Source organism: Ktedonobacter sp. SOSP1-52 (assembly GCF_016587395.1).
On the sequence record NZ_BNJH01000001.1, the window covers coordinates 873,452 to 890,442 of the forward strand.

Here is a 16,991-nt window from a genome sequence, read left to right on the forward strand (position 1 = left end):
CAGACAAAACATCAGGAGATTGTATCATGGCACCTCCGCCTTCTTCCCAACCGGGGACTATTCAGTATGCTGTGAGCTGGGATGCGAATCCACAAGAGGCGGATAACAACCAGGGCATATCCAGGCTCCATGTCACCGCCTTTGACACCAGCACCGGGCATATACGCTGGCAACGCGAACCACTCAAAGTGAAAGATATGTATCAATCGAGCGAGCAAAGAATTGTGGATGGAGTACTCTACATCGCTAGCAGCAGCCAGCACAGTGCCCTCCTCCTGGCGCTCGATATCCGGGACGGCCATTTGCTCTGGCAGCGCGAAACCGAGGAAACAGGCTTCAATACTATGCAGTTCTGCAAGGGAACGATCTATCAGAGTACAGAAACGACCGTTCAGGCCCTGCAAATAAGCAATGGGCAGGTACGCTGGAGCTATAAGAGTCCTGCTCTTCTCTCCGGGCTTGTCACGACGAGCACGGCGGTATACATTGTCGAAACAGAAATAAATGCGCAGAGCCAGAATGGCCAACGCAGGTTCGCCACGGCGCTTGATGCCGCTCACGGCAAGGTCATCTGGCGAAAAGCCTACACGACCGCGAACGATAGCAATACCTTCAAGCTCATAGCCACCAGAGAGGCCGTTCTAGCTATCAATCAGGTTGCTTCCAACCCCTCCACAAGCAGCCCTATCACCAGCGTGCAGGCCTTGCAGCCCGAGACCGGGAAAAGCATTTGGACGCTTCCCATATCAATGTTCAACCAACCGTCATCCGTCACGGCGCTTGGTGATACGCTGTATCTCAATGGGCAGAATCAACTTTACAATCCCAAAGCCCACCCCGCCTCAGAGCCAAACCAGGACATGCTCTTGATGGCACTCGATGCCCACACGGGTAAGCTACGCTGGCAACGCGAACACAACTATGAGCAATTTACCTTTCTCTCAGAGCAAGAGTTATATGCCTACAAAGGCTATCGAGGGGATGGCAGCACGACAAAAAAGACTCTCTGCGCCCTTGACATCACCACAGGCAAGGATCGCTGGTGCATTGACAACTTACAGCCCAGCCTGTTTAGCCTGAGTGCCAATAAAGACACGCTTATCGTCGTAGAGACGCTGCAGCCCTCGCCCCTCTCCCTTCAACAGAACCTCTACGCCATAAACAAGCGTGATGGAAAGATTCTCTGGCATCAACCCTGGCAGAGCAGCGCCCCATCGCTGGTCACCCTGACCCTTTGCACCATTGGTTCCGACCAGAACACAAATCGTTTAGTCTAAGCCTCCTGAAATAGCCGCGTACGCCAGTAGTGGGCTCGCTACTGGCGTACGCGGCTATTTCAATCCTTGCAAGCATAGACCCTGCGTTTAATACGCAACGGTAAAGCGTTGGCGGCTGAAACGCGGCTTCTCGACTTCGTCGATGACGGCAATGGCGAAGTCCTCGGCAGAGATACGACTCTCGCCTTTGTCATTGGTCACAAGCTGATCTTTGCCAGTGCGGTACTTCCCGGTGCGCTGTCCAGGCTCGATGAGGGCTGCCGGGCTGATGTTCGTCCAGTTCAGGTCTTTCTCGCCAAGGTAGATATCGAGCGCATCGCGATGCGCACGCGCAATCCCTTGCAAGGCGGAGGGAAACTCGGGCGTATCCATCAATTGCACGCCAGGGCCGACCTCCAGGCTGCCCGCGCCACCTACAGCGATCAGGCGATGCACGCCCGCACGCTTGACGCCATCGATCAATGTCCGCGTCATCTCGACAAAGGACTCGGGCGGCACGCCATGCGCGGGACCAAGCGCGCTAACTACGACATCATGACCCACCGCCACCTTCGCGACACTATCAGGATCGCTGGCGTCCCCCTGAGCAACCGATAAATTTTGTAGACACTCAGTGAAGCTTGATGGATTGCGCACGATAGCTGTAACCTGGTGCCCGCGCTCCGTCGCCTCACGGGCGATACGCTGGCCAATCATACCATTGGCCCCAAATAGAGCAATTTTCATTGCATACTACCTTTCTAAAATTGCAAAAAGCTTACAATTTCATTGTATGGGTAGCCAAATCAACATAAGAGTACAGGGACAGGAGCAACACGTACTACGCCTGCTAGTTGCTGGACAGAAGTATAACGAAATAGCGCAGGCATTGATTGTCTCCCACAACACGATCAAAACTCAGGTCAGTAACATTTATCGCAAGCTTGGCGTGAACCGCCGCGCCGGGGCCATCGCGTTGGCCCGGTGGCTACTCTTGCTTTAAAGCTCTCCCCATCTGGCCGGCGTCGTTGGGGAGATCTAGCATCTCCCCATCTGCCAGCGCCAATCACCCTACGCAATCATACATCTGGGTGATGCTCCCCCACTTGCAAACCTCTATAATTTGTTTTAAGCAACGCACCATACTCCCAGCAAAGGAGAAACGCGTATGCACGTACAGATCTGTGTACAAACCAATCGTAGGACAAAAACACCAGGAACGAGGGTCGATTGTGTCCTCCTTCGAGGTTATACTCTCTTTGTAAGCAGAGATGAAGCAAGAGGCATTCAAAAAGGAGCGAAGAACGCATGAGCATGCAACCATTCAAAATCGCCATTCCCCAGGCTACTCTTGATGACCTACGCGAGCGCTTAGCCCGCACACGCTGGCTCAGTACTGCCACAGAAGCCGACTGGGCCTATGGCATCAGCCTTGAATATATGAAAGAACTCGCCGACCACTGGCTGCATGAATACGATTGGCGCAAGCACGAGACGGCCCTGAATAGCTTTGCGCAATTTAAAACCGATGTTGATGGCGTGGGCATCCACTTCATCCACGAGCGCGGCAAGGGACCAAACCCGACGCCGCTCCTACTGCTCCATGGCTTTCCCGACTCATTCTATCGCTATCACAAGGTCATTGAGCGGCTAACCGATCCCGCAAAGTTCGGCTGCGATCCCAACGCCTCCTTTGATGTGATCGTGCCATCTATCCCAGGCACAGGCTTTTCGGATCGCGTTACGGTGGACGACGATACCAATGCCGATCTCTTCGCGAAGCTGATGACCCAGGTGCTCGGCTATGAAAAATTTTTCTCGGCAGGTGGCGATCACGGAGCCATCATCACCCAGACCCTGGCGCGCAAGTATCCTGAGCTGCTCATCGGTATTCACCTGACCGATGTGGGCTACCCTGATCAGAATACCGATTTCTCAACGCTTACGCCCGCCGAAATGGAGATGGCTCAATGGGTCCAGAAGTGGTTTATGGAAGAGGGTATCGGCGTAAACATGATCATGGCCACCAAGCCGCAAACCCTGGCTTATGGCCTCAACGATTCACCTCTCGGCCTGGCCGCCTGGCTGATCGGCTATGGCAGTAGTGGCGAGAAAGGCAAGGAGGAGTTCAAAACACGCTTTAGCGCCGATGAACTGCTAACCAATGTCACAATCTACTGGGTCACCGAGACCATCAACACGGCGGCAGGAGCCTATTATGCCAATGCACACGTTGCCAGTGGAGGCAATCTCGGTAAGAGTACAGTAGTTCCAGCCGCAGTGGCTCATTGCCCCTATGATCCGCCACTGCCTCGCGAGTGGGCGGCGCGCCAGGTCAACCTGATCCACTTTACCGATTTTCCTCGCGGCGGTCACTTCATGGCCTGGGAAGAGCCTGAACTCTACGTCGCAGACCTTCAGAGTTTTGTGCGCCAGATCTTGAAATAGTCCAGGCTAGCCTGGACCCTACAATTACAATTTGTTGGATTGCGTTCAGAGAAATCTTCAAAACGCTGACCCCTCAACCTGACAAATCACGTGATTAGGGCTTCTTTTTAGAATATACTTTAGGTAATAGATAAACAATAACATTGACATAGTATGAAAGAGAAAATATTCGATGAGTACTGCATCCATGACTGACACGACATCCAGCCAGGTCCGCCTGCGAGGTTTCGCGCTGGCTAGCGTGCTGATCGCGCTGATGCTCTCTCTCTTCCTGGAGGCTCTGGACCAGACAGTGGTGGGGACCGCCATGCCGCGCATCATCGCCGAGCTGCATGGGTTAGATCGCTACACCTGGGTTGTGACCGCCTATGTGCTGACCACGATGAGCATGGTGCCAATTGTAGGCAAGCTCTCCGACCAGTTTGGCCGCAAGTGGTTTCTGCTTGGTGGGACCGTCCTCTTTCTCATAGGCTCACTCCTGGCTGGGGCCTCACAGACGATGAATCAATTGATCTTCTTCCGCGCGCTCCAAGGACTGGGCGCGGGCATTGGCATGGCCCTGGTCGCGACCGTGGTTGGCGATCTCTTTCCACCAGCCGAGCGGGCTAAATGGTCAAGCCTCTTTGGCATCGTGTATGGTGTCTCCAATCTCTTTGGTCCAACGCTTGGCGGCTGGCTTACTGAGCATGGGCCACTCATGGGAAACTTTGTGACGACAAGCAGCCGCTGGCGCTGGGTTTTCTATATCAACCTGCCTGTAGGCTTAATCGCAGTCATAGCGCTACTCTTCTTCTTGCCAGCCCATCTCTCGGTCCGCACCAGTGATAAAACGGGCCTGGCTGCGATACGGCATATCGATTTCCTGGGCGCGGTTCTCTCTACAGTCGCGACCATCTGCCTGATGCTGGGACTGACCTGGGGCAGTTCACAAATGTATGCCTGGAACTCACCTCAGGTCCTTGGCTTGATGGGGATTGGCGTAGTCCTCTTTCTCCTGTTTGCCCTGGTTGAACGCAGAGCCGCCGAACCCATCCTGCCCCTGGACCTGTTCCGCAATCAGGTCTGGAGCTGCGCCGCGCTTCTGACCATGCTCCAGATGATGGTGCTGATGGGTCTCTCACTCTACCTACCTCTCTACTTGCAGGGCGTGCTCTCCGTCTCGCCCACCATCAGTGGGCTGGTGATGACGCCCCTCTCTATAAGCATGGTGGTTGGCGCGATGCTGGCAGGTCCCATCATCGGAGCGCTCAAGCGTTACCAGCTTGTTACCATCATCGGAGCGCTGCTGATGGGAATTGGTACCTTCTTCTTCACGCTGATGACGCCCTCAACCAGCCTGTGGCAGGCCATCGGATTCATGATCCTGGCAGGCATCGGCACGGGAACGTTCTTCTCCCTCACAGCGGTCGCGCAGAACGTTCTGCCAGCCAGTAGCCTGGGCGTTGGCACGGCGGCAAACAGATACCTGGGACAGCTGGGCGCGACACTGGGCATCGCCATTGTGGGAACCGTGGTCAATAGCTCCGCCTCCAGCGATGTGATGCGCAGCCTGCCGAGTACCGAGGCCGGTAAGCTCTCCCTCGCCACCGCCCTCCAACACGGCTTCGTAGCAGTGCTAACCTTCACGATCATCGCGCTGCTCGTGACCTTCTTCCTCAAAGATGTGCCCTTCGTCACCGCCTCGCCAGATCAGGCAACAGAGCAGACTGATGCAACGGCTGAAAAACAATCTGCTCCAGCGCCTAAATAGCATCTTGGTGCAATTGTAGGGTCCATCCTGGCATGGACCCTACGGTCTTTCTGGCTCCATATGCTATGCTCCGCTCTACTCAGTAGCTTGCAACACTCGTTCAATCAGCGAAACTATCATGCGTCCATATCCATCATCCTGTAAGAGGTGCGCGACTTCCTGTGCCCTGGTTGCGTACACGCGCGCTTGTTCGCGATCACCGAGACGCAGGCAAACCTCTCCCAGGTTCGCGTAAAGCGAGGGGAAAAATCCCTGCACGCTTTCGTCTCCTACGGCCTCGGCAGCCTTCAGGGCGCGCTGGTGCCATAGCAACTGCTCTCCTGGTTCAGTGCAGGCATGGGCCATAAAGTGAGCAACAACGCATGCCTGGTACTGATCCTCAGTACGCAACGCCTCATCCCACATCTCAAGATAAAGTCTCTGCGCACCTTCTCGGTCCCCATTCAATACCTGACCCTGGGCATGATTAATTTTTTCGAGCACTATGTCCTCCTTCTTTTTTACTACCTATTTTAATCCTTTTACTTTTTAACTGTTGCGTAAATACCTGTTATTTGGTAAAGTAAAAAGAGGGTATTTGGATAGTTATATTTATTTTAAGGGCCGCCAGGGATAAGAGATGCCACTCGACGGATTACAGATACATAATTACCGTTTGCTTCGACTAGTGGGAAGTGGGGGCATGGGAGAGATCTATCTCGCGGACGACATACGCCTCGCACGCCAGGTCGCGGTTAAGGTCGTTCATACAGAAGAAGATGAGGATGAGGGCAGCGAGACAAGCAGCAAGGCGTTGCGCCTCTTTCAGCGTGAGGCGCAAACTATTTCGATGCTTGATCATCCTCATATTTTACCCCTCTTTGATTATGGAGAGACCACGCTGAACACCGCCCAGCTAACCTATCTCGTGATGCCCTATCATGCCGAAGGCTCACTCGATATCTGGCTGCGCAAGCGCCGCCGCGCGATGCTGCTGCCCCCTCAGATGGTTGCACAGATCGTGCGCCAGGCCGCGGACGCCCTTCAGTATGCCCATGACCATCATGTCATCCATCAGGACGTGAAGTCATCGAATTTCCTGGTAAGTAATAGTCATGCGCAACCTGACGTCCCCCACCTCCTGCTCTCAGACTTTGGCCTGGCTCGCCTGCGCCTGGGCAACTCCAATTCAAGTAAGCATGCACGTGGCACACCAAATTACATGGCCCCCGAACAGTGGCGAGGGGAGGCCGTCCCCGCCAGCGATCAATATTCCCTAGCAATTATGACCTATAAGCTGCTCACTGGACAGTATCCCTTTCAAGGTGATGCCGTTAGCATTCTTTACCAGCATATCCAGGCCGCACCGCCCGATGCCAGCCAGCTTAATTCACAAGTCTCTCCCGGGGCAAGCGCTGTTATTCAGCGCGGCCTGGCGAAGAAGCCCGAGGAGCGTTATCCAAACATTGCCGCCTTCGCTCAAGCCTTTCACCAGGCTATCTATGGTCCAACAGAGTCAGCCGAACTGGTGCTTGAACACTCTACCTCAGAATTTAGTGTTGAATTACCCAGCCAGCTTTTCCGCACCCAGTTTCACTCCGCTTCACAGAACGCCTCATTCCAAATCGCAAGCAGTCCCCAGACTCCCTCAAGCGCATATGGTACACCGTCATCACCCATGACAGGGGTAGATTGGCCAGGCCCCTCGCTCCATACAAGCGAGCCTACTGGCCCCGGCGACGCTCCGATTGCTCCCTTACCCCTACCAGGCGAGATTCAACTGAAGCAGATATCTAGCAAACTCGAACAATCCGGGTCAGCTCCTATATTCAAACCAGCCAATATAGATGATGGTGGGCAAGACCCCCCTCTCCCCACCTGGAACACAGGCGATGATAAGAATAAAGGGCGGAAAGGGAGACGCAGGCGGTTTCTCCTGGCTATAATCATTCTTCTGATCCTGCTTGCCCTTCTGGGTACCTTCGTGCTAAACACAGGCCTCAATGACCATACCTCGACACTTGTGCCTGGTGGTTATCCAGGTACTCAGACACCAATCGCGACAGCTAGCCCGGCTACTGGCAATACGCCTGGAGGCGTTCGACCAAGTCCAACACACTCTGGGGTTACAGGAGCGACCACTCCTGTCTCAAAAACTGGGGCAACCAGTACAGCCACATCGCTCACACCCACCCCAACCGGGACGGCTACAACCAATCCCTTCCAGGTGCAGGGAATCGATATCGCATTCGATCCCCCTACCATCGCGACCTCCTGTGGCGGCATCGCCACCGTCACCTATATCGCAACGGTTACTGTCAGCGACAACAGCCCTGGCGGCGAGGTCGACGTCAAATACTCATCCGATAACGGAGCAAGCTATAATACAACCACGCTCACCTTCGCCATGGGTGAAATCAGCCAGAGCTTTAGCTTTAGTCGCCAGCTAACCATCTCGCTCAACCTGCTCAATCTCATAAAGCTCGACGTTGAGCACACCGGCATCGTCACCACGACCAGCCCAAATGTCGTGACAAAGAGCGCCGCCCCCTCAGAGGGCTGCCATTAAATTCTTTTATATCTATGCAAAAGGTGGTATACTTCTTTTTAAGAAAAACGTGGACAAAATAGAGCATAAAAAACGGTTACATCTATGATGAGGGATTTTCATCAATTTGTGGCTTTTCTGCTGGGCCTGAGTGTTGGAGCGCTCCCCCTGGTGGACTTCCTCCTGCTCATGGGCTTTATTCGCTTTGTCTTTCCCCGCCGCCTACACGACCTCTCAAGGCTCCTCTACGACTGGATTCTCCCCCTGATTACCTGCATTCTTGCCGCGGGCATCTTGCTCTGGGGCATGCTCTATGCCTACTCTGGCTCGCTGGGACGCATTACCTTTAGCTTTGGCATCTTCCTGGCGCTACTCCTCTCAACCCTACCGGCCCCCCTGCTCTTCATCTACTGGAGCCAGCACCGCTACCAGGAATAATTAATGTGATGTATGTTGTATTGCGAGCTAAGCTCGCAATACAACATACATCACATTAATTATTCTTGACATCCTTGCGCGTGATTGTCACATAAGCGACAAAGGCAATAATCAAGATTGTCAGAGCAAGGCTGACCCAGCCCGTACCCAGGCCCGCTCCACCAGCGCTTGGCTCCTTTCCTGCCCAGTCCGCAAATGAGGCACCAAGCGGCCTGGTCAGGATATAGGCGAGCCAGAAAGCGATGATCTCATTCAGGCCAAGCAGCCAATAAGCCAGGGCTGGCAGAGCAATCAGTACGACGAACAGCACGCCTGAGGCAAAATAACCCAAATGGGCGGTCATGGCGGTCAGATCACCTACGGCGGTGCCAAGCGCAAACGTCGCCATGACCGCGGCCCAGTAGAATAGCTCGCGACGGCGCGTGTAGATGCTATGGATGGAGAGCGTCTTCTCGCTTAGATACCAAACGGCAAAAATGACTACCAGTGCGACCAGAAATAGGACGCTTGATACGATATATGGAACACCAAGCCCAACGTGTAGTACATCGGCGGCCATCGTGCCAAATACGGCGACCATGGCAGCGGCCAGCCAGTAGATCCAGGGTACATAGCAGCGCACTACAAACTGCAATACCAACGCCACTACAAATCCAATGAACCCGAGGCCAACTGCGATTTCCGGAGCCAGGTGGTTCACAAGAAAGTCTGAGGTCACCTCGCCCATGGCAGTGGTCAACAATTTAATGATCCAGAAATAAACCGTTATTTCAGGAACCTTTTTCAGGGCTTGTAAAGCAAGCTGCCCAGGCTGGACAGCATTGCTCTGCGTGGACTGATAACTGGTGGGCGAAAGGGAAGGGTTGGGGAATGCGGAATCTGTATCTGGCTGCTGTGGTGGTATGGTTTTACTCAATGCTCATTCTCCTACAAACGACAATACATGCAATATTTATTCATTGGCATTATTAGTAATTATTATATAATTACCCTACGCGTTCAAAGCGCAGGCGCTCACAGGCATCCCCCCTATGGCTGCGAAAGACGAAGGCGCGAATAGCACCTTCGGGATCTCGCTGGAACTCGATCACGACACCGTCAACCCAGGGATCATATTTGTAGCAGAGATCACCTACGGTAGGCTCGAAAGCGAGGTCCAGGCCGCAACGGTGGCGATTGCGATTGCGCAGGCAGACGCGTCCAACCTCAATGCGCACATCATAGGTGGTGGCAAGTTCCTTACAATGATAGATTCCCGCGTAGGCCTGCGCCTCAGGCTCACTCAAGGGTGAAGAAAGGTGTGCTTCTCACGCGGCAACAGCTCGACCTCATCGAGGCCATTGACGGTAACACGCAGGCGACCTTCTACATCCGCTATTTGCCAGACATAGGCATTCTCGGGACATTGATAGGAACCTGTCACACACGCACGCTCCATCTTGCTCAGTATATATGACGATACGCTTGCGACAGGTGTGGATGGTTGCTTGGACTCATCGCGCAGGATAGCCCGCAGGCGCCCAGTATACTCCCAGGGAAGCAGGCGCGAGGTGTTGGAGAGGATAAAGAGGGAGAGGCGCTCTTCGATATAGTGCTCACAAACCGCGACATAGCCACAGGTCCACCCTCGGTGATCAATGAAAGGCGCGCCATTCCTGGTTCCCACACACAACCCATAAGCATAGCCCGTGCTTGCCCCATCAAGCAAACGGCCAGGAATCAGATAGCGTTCTATAAGCTCTGGTCTGCCCTGTCCCAGGCGGTTAGCTGAGAGGTTCTGGTACCAGAGTGCCAGGTCCTCGATGCAACTCCACACACCATCATCACCAGTCAGCTCTAACTCGTTGGTACAGGTAAAATGGGTTGCTTCACCCATATCAAACTGGTCGCTTCCTGGCCCTTCATTGCGCAGGGGAAAGTGACCATAACCAGTCGCGCGATGCTTGATAGGTAGAGAGTGATTCTCGCGGAAACAGGTACTCTGCATGCCCAGCGGCGCAAAAATATGCTTCTGGCTAAACTGGCCCAGGGCCTGACCCGTAATGCGCTCAATCAACCAATTCGTTTTAAACAAACCTCTCCTACGCCTGCTTGCCAGTGTACACGAACATATCCCGCTTAACAAGAGAGTAGCCGCGTACGCCAGTAGCAGGCCTCTATTTGATGCTATTATAGACCGTCACCCAGTCATGAGAGATTTTATACTGGGCATGTCTCTGGCTGCTTTCGCTCAGAAGAGGGGATCGCCATGTTCTGTTGCATTCGTAGTTACCTCTCCACTCTAAGAAAACAGGAGATTGAGCTATTATCCGCCCTCAACCATACAGTTAGGCCTATTAGGCTGGTATGGGCAACGGGCAGGCATAAAGCACAGCCCATACCGGCCTTTTCGCTTTGGCGAATTACGGCAGATCAGGAAACCTGTCGTTTCTCCGCTGAGAAGAAGTCGCGTGACGCCTGAGGGACCCATTGCAACGTGACGCAGGACAGAATCATCAGGATCATGAGAATCTGGACAAAAACAGCGTAGATCCGTTGATTGGGAGCCAGGACTGCCGGGACATCCGTCGGCGAGAGCCATTCGTAGCATATTTCCAGAACCACAAGGCCAGCTACAACGCTGCTTGCTATGCGTACCCAGTTCTTTCCTGTGCGAATCAGGAAGGCAAGGCAGGCAGTGCAGGTGCCAAAGAAGAGGTGTGCTCCTACGACGATCACCTGGATCGAGAACACTGACCCGTCGATCTCACTCTGCGAAAAATCAGGGTTCAGCGCTTTGACAGCATTGACGACATCATTGCGATTGAGGAGAAAGAGTGTGAGGACACCCACGCTGATAAGCGTGTACAGGAGGTAGCCTCCGGTCGCCAGTTTGATCTCCAGCGGCACCTGATGACGTGCTCCCCCGTCATCAGGAAGCGCTTTTGCTGTCTGTGCTTGTTCCATTTCAGGACTCTTCTTCCCTCTCATTTGCCATCCTTGAACGATCAGGATCACGTTCAGACCAAACAGCAGCATGGCGTTAGACGGATGCAGTGCGGCTAAAAACGGAACGCTTCTGGCGAAACCTGCCAGCGTCACCTGGAGCAGCGTCAGCACGAAAAGCACCGCACTCCAGATGGTCATTGTGCCAGGCAATCGCGCCAGCAATGCTGCTAGTGGTAACAGCAGCGTTAGCAGCAACAGCAGCAGTCCCAGTGCACCGTGTGTTGCTCGTCCCCAGGCCGTGCCCGCAAATATCGAAGTTCCAATGAGAAAGCCTTCTATCAAGATACCCAGTAAGATCAGTCCAGCCAGTGTCAGATAGAAAAGTAACATTCGGGAGTGTGCCATAGGCATTTTTTTGCGCGATACTTGCATAATAATCTCCTTTACCTGAAAAGGCGAAAATATCCCAAATTTTATGCATTGTCGTATTTCATAATCTCTTCATGGAAGTGAAGAGTTAGGTGGCAAATACACTACAAGTTTCACTTCGAGCTGCCCTGTTTCGAGCTTCGTCAGGACCTGCTCCAATATCTGTGGTAGCGCGAGTAGCGCTCTGCTGGCGCTCAGTAGTTGGCCAAGGAGCTGTTGAACGTTCTGTTCTATGTTGCTTTCTCCATGACCAACCGTAGTATAGTGCCTGGAAGTGACGGGAAGATGAACATGCTCTCCTTTTTTTGTCATCGTTCTGTCATCTTGCTTGCTTCTGGGAGTCTACAGTAGCGCAAACGAAAACTCTTATGGTCTCTAAAGCGGAAGATAAGATGAGGCATTTATGACAAATCTATGACAAAACAGGGTGGCAAAATTCATGGGCTGGTCATCTTTTGTCTCTATACTGTGTTTGTTCCCGCAGATTACAAGTGAGTGAATAGAGAAAAAGGTATCAGAAGAGTGAGCTTCTGGAGTTCAGCCCAACCTCGCTATTAGGTTCAGAGGGCCTTTCTATCCCATTCCCTGTTGTTCTGATCCAACTCGTCGATCTCTGATGGGGTCGGCCTGCCCTTTATAATGTTGAATGCCAGATAACAGACATTTTCGGAAAAACGCAAATGAATAGAATAGATGCAAAAAATGAAGCTAATGATACGGCTCTGGTGTGGAAGCAGGCTTCCTTCGTGAGCTGGAGTATGACGAAACGGTCCCCTTGTTATGTCTGCAAGGTGAGGGATGTCGCTGAAATCATGCAAGCCCTCACTATTGCACGCATGTATGGCCTCTCAGTAATTACACATGGCGCAGGACATAGCTATACAGATGCGGCTCTGAATACAGATGGGGTGATCATCGATGTAACAGATATGCGGCACATCCTTTCCTGGGACCCTGAGCAAGGGATCATGCAGGTTGAGCCAGGGGCGACCTTGCGCGACATCGTTCGTGTTGCCATGCCAGATTGCTGGTGGCCGCCTGTTACTCCATCTACGGCCGATGCTACTATTGGTGGCTGTGTTGCTATGAATGTACATGGAAAAAATGCCTGGAAATATGGTTCTTTCGGGGAGCATTTGCTATCTCTTACGGTATTGCTGGCGAGCGGACAGACGCTCACGCTTTCGCCCATAAGCCATCCTGAACTTTTCCGCGCTTTTGTAGGGAGCGCCGGTTTATTAGGTATCATTACCAGTGTTACGCTACAATTGCAACGTATTCCTTCTAGATATGTCGATATATGTGTACAACCAGCTGTCTCCTTAGGCGAGATCTTGAGGATACTCCAGGAAGAGCAGGCGGCGGATTACCTGGAAGCCTGGGTGAATGGCTTTGCCAGTGGGCGCTGTCTGGGCCAGGGAATCGTCACTTCTGCCACATATAGTGCTGTGTATGATGACGCCAGTTTGCAGATTCCAGGGCCTCATCTACCAGAGCAATTCAAGGGGAGATTGGCCCGCTGGATCAGTACAATATATAGGCCAGCTGTGAAGGGCAGTGTGCGCACTGCGAACGGCGTGATGTATAAATGGAGTGCATGCTGGGGAAGAAAAGTGATTCGACAAAGATCGCTGTTTCGCTCTACTTATTATCCACCTGCTGTGTTTACAACCTATCGGGCTCTTCTTCCTCGAGGTACGGAGACATTTCAGGCATTTGTCCCGTCTGCTCTGGCAGAGCGTCTTTTTAATGAAATTATACGACGTTCGCAGGAGAACAACTTTATCCCACTCTGGTGCATCATAAAGCGACATCGCCAGGACCCCTTCCTCCTGAGCTATCAGGTTGATGGCTTCTCTCTGGAGGTCAATTATCAGGTTGATCCTCGGACAGCGCAAAAGTTACGTAAGATGTTGCTGGAATTGATGGATCTCGTGATCGCAGCTGGAGGAAGATTCTATCTTGCAAAAGATTCTCTGCTCACCGATATTCCCTATCGGAGGAGTGTTGGAGATACTGCCGTTGAAACATTTCTCCATCTCAAACAGATGTATGATCCTGAAATGCTGTTCCAATCGGATCTGTTTCATCGCGTGTTCCAGACATCTCTCCGGTGAATAAGGAGAGGTATATCGTCCGTTTAGAGAAGAGAGAGCAGGAAGAGAATGATATGGACCCTCTTGATGATTTTCCTGATCATCCCCATTCTCTGGATTGCAGGATTTCTTATTGTTACGGATTTTTCGGTTCCTTTAAGAGATGCGCGGCCATTTCACCATATACTCGTGATTTTTCCTCATGCGGATGATGAGGCTGTCAGTTGCGCAGGTTTTCTCCACCAGATAGCGAGAAGCGGATGTGCAGTAACGCTGGTGCTTTTGACCGGGGGAGAAAGAGGAACATCGAATGCGACTTTGAGTCCGGGGCTCAAAGACATTCGCGTACGAGAAGCGCGGGCAGCAGCAACGATCCTGGGGATCTCCAGGCTTATCCAGGAGGACTTTGGAGATGGAACATTGCACACGAAAAGGCCGGAACTGACAATGTTCCTTGATACGCTTATCCAGCAGGAGCAACCTGACCTTCTTATTACTTATGATCTCGCTGGCTTCTATGGCCATCCGGATCATATTGCATGCGCAGAGATTATCACCGCGTTGAAAAAAAGCAGATTTCGAGAGATTCCTTTATGGTATGTAACATTTCCTGAGGTTGTGCTGGCAAGAGTCCGTCTACCGGACCATATCGGCACAAATTCCCAGGCGCGAGAAAAACAGGCCTTGCCCACGCATAAAATATTCATCGGGAGCAGTGTGTTGCCAAAGATCAAATCGTGGTATACGTATAAGAGCCAGCGAGCCTCTTTGACAAAGGGCATCGGGAAGCTTCTCCCTATCTGGTTTTTCCTTGCCATGATGCTTTTTGAGTACTTTGCCGAAGCGAATTAGTGCAAAGGGAAGGACCCATATGGAGAGAACAGAACAAACCTCACGAACTGGCGGTACTGCCAGCAAGCTTGCGCTACCACTCGTATCAGAGTTTCGCTTGAAGCAAGCAACGCATCCCCTGACAGATGCATGGCAACGCATCCCCATCGAACCTCGTCATTCCACGTTGCTTGGCATAAGCTTTCGCTTGCCACAAATTGCTGCGTTCGGCTTAGATGCGCGCTCCACTCTGCAAACATTGCTTGGCTACCCGTTTCAACTCATTCGCCTGGGAGCCTATTGGAATCGCATCGAGCCCGAACCAGGAGTATTCTCTCCTGATGAGCTCGATTGGCAGATCGATGCTGCCGAACGGGCGGGAAAGCAGATCATTTTATGCGTTGGCCCGTTAAAAACCTTTGGCTATCCCGAGTTCTTTGTGCCTGCGCATCATTTGAGCTCCCCTTTCCCTGAGCATACTCTCATCAAACCATCCGCTTATCCCTCACTTCTAGAAGCTGCAACTACATTCATCACCCATCTCGTAGAGCGATATAAGCAGCGGAAAAGCATTGTCGCGTGGCAACTTGAGCACGAAGCCGTTGATCCTCTTGGCATAGAACATAGCTGGCGTCTGGATGCCGCCTTTGTCGCAAAAGAAGTTGAAGCACTCAGAAAAGCTGATCCCGACAGACCAGTTATGATGAACGGCTTTTTGCCGACCTCTTTGCTGGTGTATCTCTCTCAATGGTGGCAAACACGTGATCAGGGTGACTCACTTGCGATGGCGCAGCACCTAGCGGATATTGTTGGGATTGACTACTATCCGCGTCATGCTCTGTTGGCACTTGGCACCAGAACTCTGTATCTGGATGGAAGCCGGAATCCCTGGCAGCACCGCAGATGGAAGCAATTGTTCACAACTGCCCACGCTCATGGACAAAAGCTGATGATTGCTGAGGGGCAGGCGGAGCCGTGGGAGACGGTGACGACACCGCCCAGCCCATCCGGGCAAGGCATGTATAGTTGTTTGCCAGAGCAGGTCATCGCCAACTACAACACCTGCATACTCAGGTCCCAGCAAGAAACTCCCCTGTATGCGTATCTCTTCTGGGGAGCAGAGTATTGGCTGCTCCGCGAACAATGCGCTGACTCAAGCTATCTCCAGGCATTTGCGCGTATTCTCGAACAGGCCTGACGCGTTCCGGCCCACGTACCCCCCCTCAATCTCTCGAATACCTCAACCTTTCTTCGAGAGATTGAGGGAGCGTCTTCGGTCTCGCCCTGTTTTGCTACCGTCTCGCTTAAGAAAAGTAACAGACTTAAACATACTTTGGCTCTCTAAGCAGGTCCATTTGGCTGTAGACGAGAAGGCTGCTTCCTACTACAATGGCGGATAATCTGGCAATAAAAGAAGAGATGAAGGAGAGAGACAAATGAGCCTTCCCGTATTTTTTGTGGATGCCTTTACAAATACGCCCTTCGCGGGCAACGCGGCGGCAGTCGTAGTACTGGATGGACCTCGTGAGGATGCCTGGTTGCTACGCGTCGCCAGCGAGATGAACCAGGCCGCGACCGCCTTTATCTATCCCCAGGACGATGGTTACAACCTGCGCTGGTTCTCGGCAAAAGTCGAGCTGGAGCTGTGCGGGCATGGCACCCTGGCTAGCGCACACACCCTCTGGGACCAGGGCTACCTGGCAAGCGATGCTCAGGCCCGCTTCCACACCAGGGCTGGCCTCCTGACAGCTAATAAGGTTGGCGAGTGGATCGAGCTTAACTTTCCTGCCAAGCCCGAGGAGCCAGCGGAAATCCTACCCATCTTCGCCGAGAGCCTCGGTGCGACACCACTCTATGTCGGCAAGAGCCAGCTCGACTATGTTATCAGGCTCGAATCTGAAGCAATCGTGCGCGACCTCCAGCCAGATTTTGCGCGCCTGGTGACTATCCCGGCTCGCGGCATCATAGTCACCGCGCAAGCCGATGCTGGCCATGAGTATGACTTTGTCTCGCGCTTCTTCTGCCCCAGCGTAGGCATCAACGAAGATCCCGTGACGGGCTCGGCCCACTGCGCACTTAGCCCCTTCTGGAGCAAGCAACTAGGCAGAGAGCAGCTTACCGGCTTCCAGGCCTCAACACGTGGAGGCGTTGTCCGCGTTCACCTGGATGGCGAGCGCGTGCGCCTGGGCGGTCAGGCCCTAACCACCCTGCGCGGCGAATTATACTCTTAAAACCCTCTATCAAAGAGTATGACAGCAGACAGGCCGTTGCGAATGCGACGGCCTGTC

The 16,991-nt window shown here is 52.9% G+C and carries 17 protein-coding genes; 10 read left to right on the forward strand and 7 right to left on the reverse strand.

Annotated elements, in window-relative coordinates:
• Positions 1-26 precede the first annotated feature (26 nt).
• Entirely contained in the window at positions 27-1,277 is a 1,251-nt protein-coding gene (locus JMJ16_RS03970; RefSeq protein WP_201378576.1) for a PQQ-binding-like beta-propeller repeat protein, read from the forward strand.
• A gap of 87 nt (positions 1,278-1,364) precedes the next feature.
• On the opposite strand, the gene JMJ16_RS03975 is transcribed toward JMJ16_RS03970, so the two are convergent.
• The gene (locus JMJ16_RS03975) at positions 1,365-2,003 is read right to left on the reverse strand and encodes an NAD(P)-dependent oxidoreductase (protein WP_201378578.1); all 639 of its coding nucleotides are present in this window, start codon (positions 2,001-2,003) and stop codon (positions 1,365-1,367) included.
• Between the two features lie 46 nt (positions 2,004-2,049).
• Here JMJ16_RS03975 and JMJ16_RS03980 point away from each other — a divergent pair, with 46 nt between their 5' ends.
• From JMJ16_RS03980 to JMJ16_RS03990, 3 genes are all read left to right on the forward strand, one after another.
• Positions 2,050-2,259 (forward strand): response regulator transcription factor, encoded by a 210-nt coding sequence (locus JMJ16_RS03980; protein WP_201378580.1) that lies wholly within the window; start codon positions 2,050-2,052, stop codon positions 2,257-2,259.
• A 305-nt stretch (positions 2,260-2,564) separates the two neighbouring features.
• Positions 2,565-3,704 (forward strand): epoxide hydrolase family protein, encoded by a 1,140-nt coding sequence (locus tag JMJ16_RS03985; protein ID WP_201378582.1) that lies wholly within the window; start codon positions 2,565-2,567, stop codon positions 3,702-3,704.
• Positions 3,705-3,876: 172 nt separating this feature from the next.
• On the forward strand, positions 3,877-5,454 hold the full coding sequence (locus tag JMJ16_RS03990; RefSeq protein WP_201378584.1) for an MDR family MFS transporter: 1,578 nt from the start codon (positions 3,877-3,879) through the stop codon (positions 5,452-5,454).
• A 75-nt stretch (positions 5,455-5,529) separates the two neighbouring features.
• Here JMJ16_RS03990 and JMJ16_RS03995 read toward each other — a convergent pair whose 3' ends face one another.
• Positions 5,530-5,937, reverse strand: a complete 408-nt coding sequence (locus JMJ16_RS03995; protein WP_201378586.1) for a hypothetical protein — start codon at positions 5,935-5,937, stop codon at positions 5,530-5,532.
• 136 nt (positions 5,938-6,073) lie between these two features.
• Here JMJ16_RS03995 and JMJ16_RS04000 point away from each other — a divergent pair, with 136 nt between their 5' ends.
• Together JMJ16_RS04000 and JMJ16_RS04005 are read left to right on the forward strand one after the other, a co-directional pair.
• Positions 6,074-8,002, forward strand: coding sequence for a serine/threonine-protein kinase (locus JMJ16_RS04000; RefSeq protein WP_201378588.1), 1,929 nt, complete (start codon positions 6,074-6,076; stop codon positions 8,000-8,002).
• 84 nt (positions 8,003-8,086) lie between these two features.
• The gene (locus JMJ16_RS04005) at positions 8,087-8,419 is read left to right on the forward strand and encodes a hypothetical protein (RefSeq protein WP_201378590.1); all 333 of its coding nucleotides are present in this window, start codon (positions 8,087-8,089) and stop codon (positions 8,417-8,419) included.
• A 55-nt stretch (positions 8,420-8,474) separates the two neighbouring features.
• Here JMJ16_RS04005 and JMJ16_RS04010 read toward each other — a convergent pair whose 3' ends face one another.
• The 5 genes from JMJ16_RS04010 to JMJ16_RS04030 all read right to left on the reverse strand — a co-directional run bounded on the left by JMJ16_RS04010 (position 8,475) and on the right by JMJ16_RS04030 (position 12,088).
• Positions 8,475-9,335 carry a hypothetical protein gene (locus JMJ16_RS04010; RefSeq protein ID WP_201378592.1) on the reverse strand — a complete coding sequence of 287 codons (861 nt, stop codon included), beginning with the start codon at positions 9,333-9,335 and terminating at the stop codon, positions 8,475-8,477.
• 70 nt (positions 9,336-9,405) lie between these two features.
• Positions 9,406-9,705, reverse strand: coding sequence for a hypothetical protein (locus JMJ16_RS04015; RefSeq protein ID WP_201378593.1), 300 nt, complete (start codon positions 9,703-9,705; stop codon positions 9,406-9,408).
• Entirely contained in the window at positions 9,702-10,493 is a 792-nt protein-coding gene (locus tag JMJ16_RS04020) for a serine hydrolase (RefSeq protein WP_201378594.1), read from the reverse strand. The genes JMJ16_RS04015 and JMJ16_RS04020 overlap by 4 nt, the downstream gene beginning before the upstream one ends.
• Positions 10,494-10,831: 338 nt before the next feature.
• Entirely contained in the window at positions 10,832-11,779 is a 948-nt protein-coding gene (locus JMJ16_RS04025) for a DUF6220 domain-containing protein (protein ID WP_201378595.1), read from the reverse strand.
• Between the two features lie 69 nt (positions 11,780-11,848).
• Positions 11,849-12,088, reverse strand: coding sequence for a hypothetical protein (locus tag JMJ16_RS04030; RefSeq protein WP_201378596.1), 240 nt, complete (start codon positions 12,086-12,088; stop codon positions 11,849-11,851).
• Positions 12,089-12,534: 446 nt separating this feature from the next.
• Here JMJ16_RS04030 and JMJ16_RS04035 point away from each other — a divergent pair, with 446 nt between their 5' ends.
• The 4 genes from JMJ16_RS04035 (at position 12,535) to JMJ16_RS04050 (ending at position 16,934) form a co-directional block, all read left to right on the forward strand.
• Positions 12,535-13,893 (forward strand): FAD-binding oxidoreductase, encoded by a 1,359-nt coding sequence (locus JMJ16_RS04035; protein WP_255553160.1) that lies wholly within the window; start codon positions 12,535-12,537, stop codon positions 13,891-13,893.
• A 66-nt stretch (positions 13,894-13,959) separates the two neighbouring features.
• Positions 13,960-14,724, forward strand: a complete 765-nt coding sequence (locus tag JMJ16_RS04040) for a PIG-L deacetylase family protein (protein ID WP_201378598.1) — start codon at positions 13,960-13,962, stop codon at positions 14,722-14,724.
• A 19-nt stretch (positions 14,725-14,743) separates the two neighbouring features.
• Complete coding sequence (locus JMJ16_RS04045) at positions 14,744-15,901, forward strand: beta-galactosidase (RefSeq protein ID WP_201378599.1); 1,158 nt, start codon at positions 14,744-14,746, stop codon at positions 15,899-15,901.
• Positions 15,902-16,139: 238 nt separating this feature from the next.
• Positions 16,140-16,934: a PhzF family phenazine biosynthesis protein gene (locus JMJ16_RS04050; protein ID WP_201378600.1), complete on the forward strand. Its 795-nt coding sequence runs from the start codon at positions 16,140-16,142 to the stop codon at positions 16,932-16,934.
• The last annotated feature ends 57 nt before the right edge of the window (positions 16,935-16,991 follow it).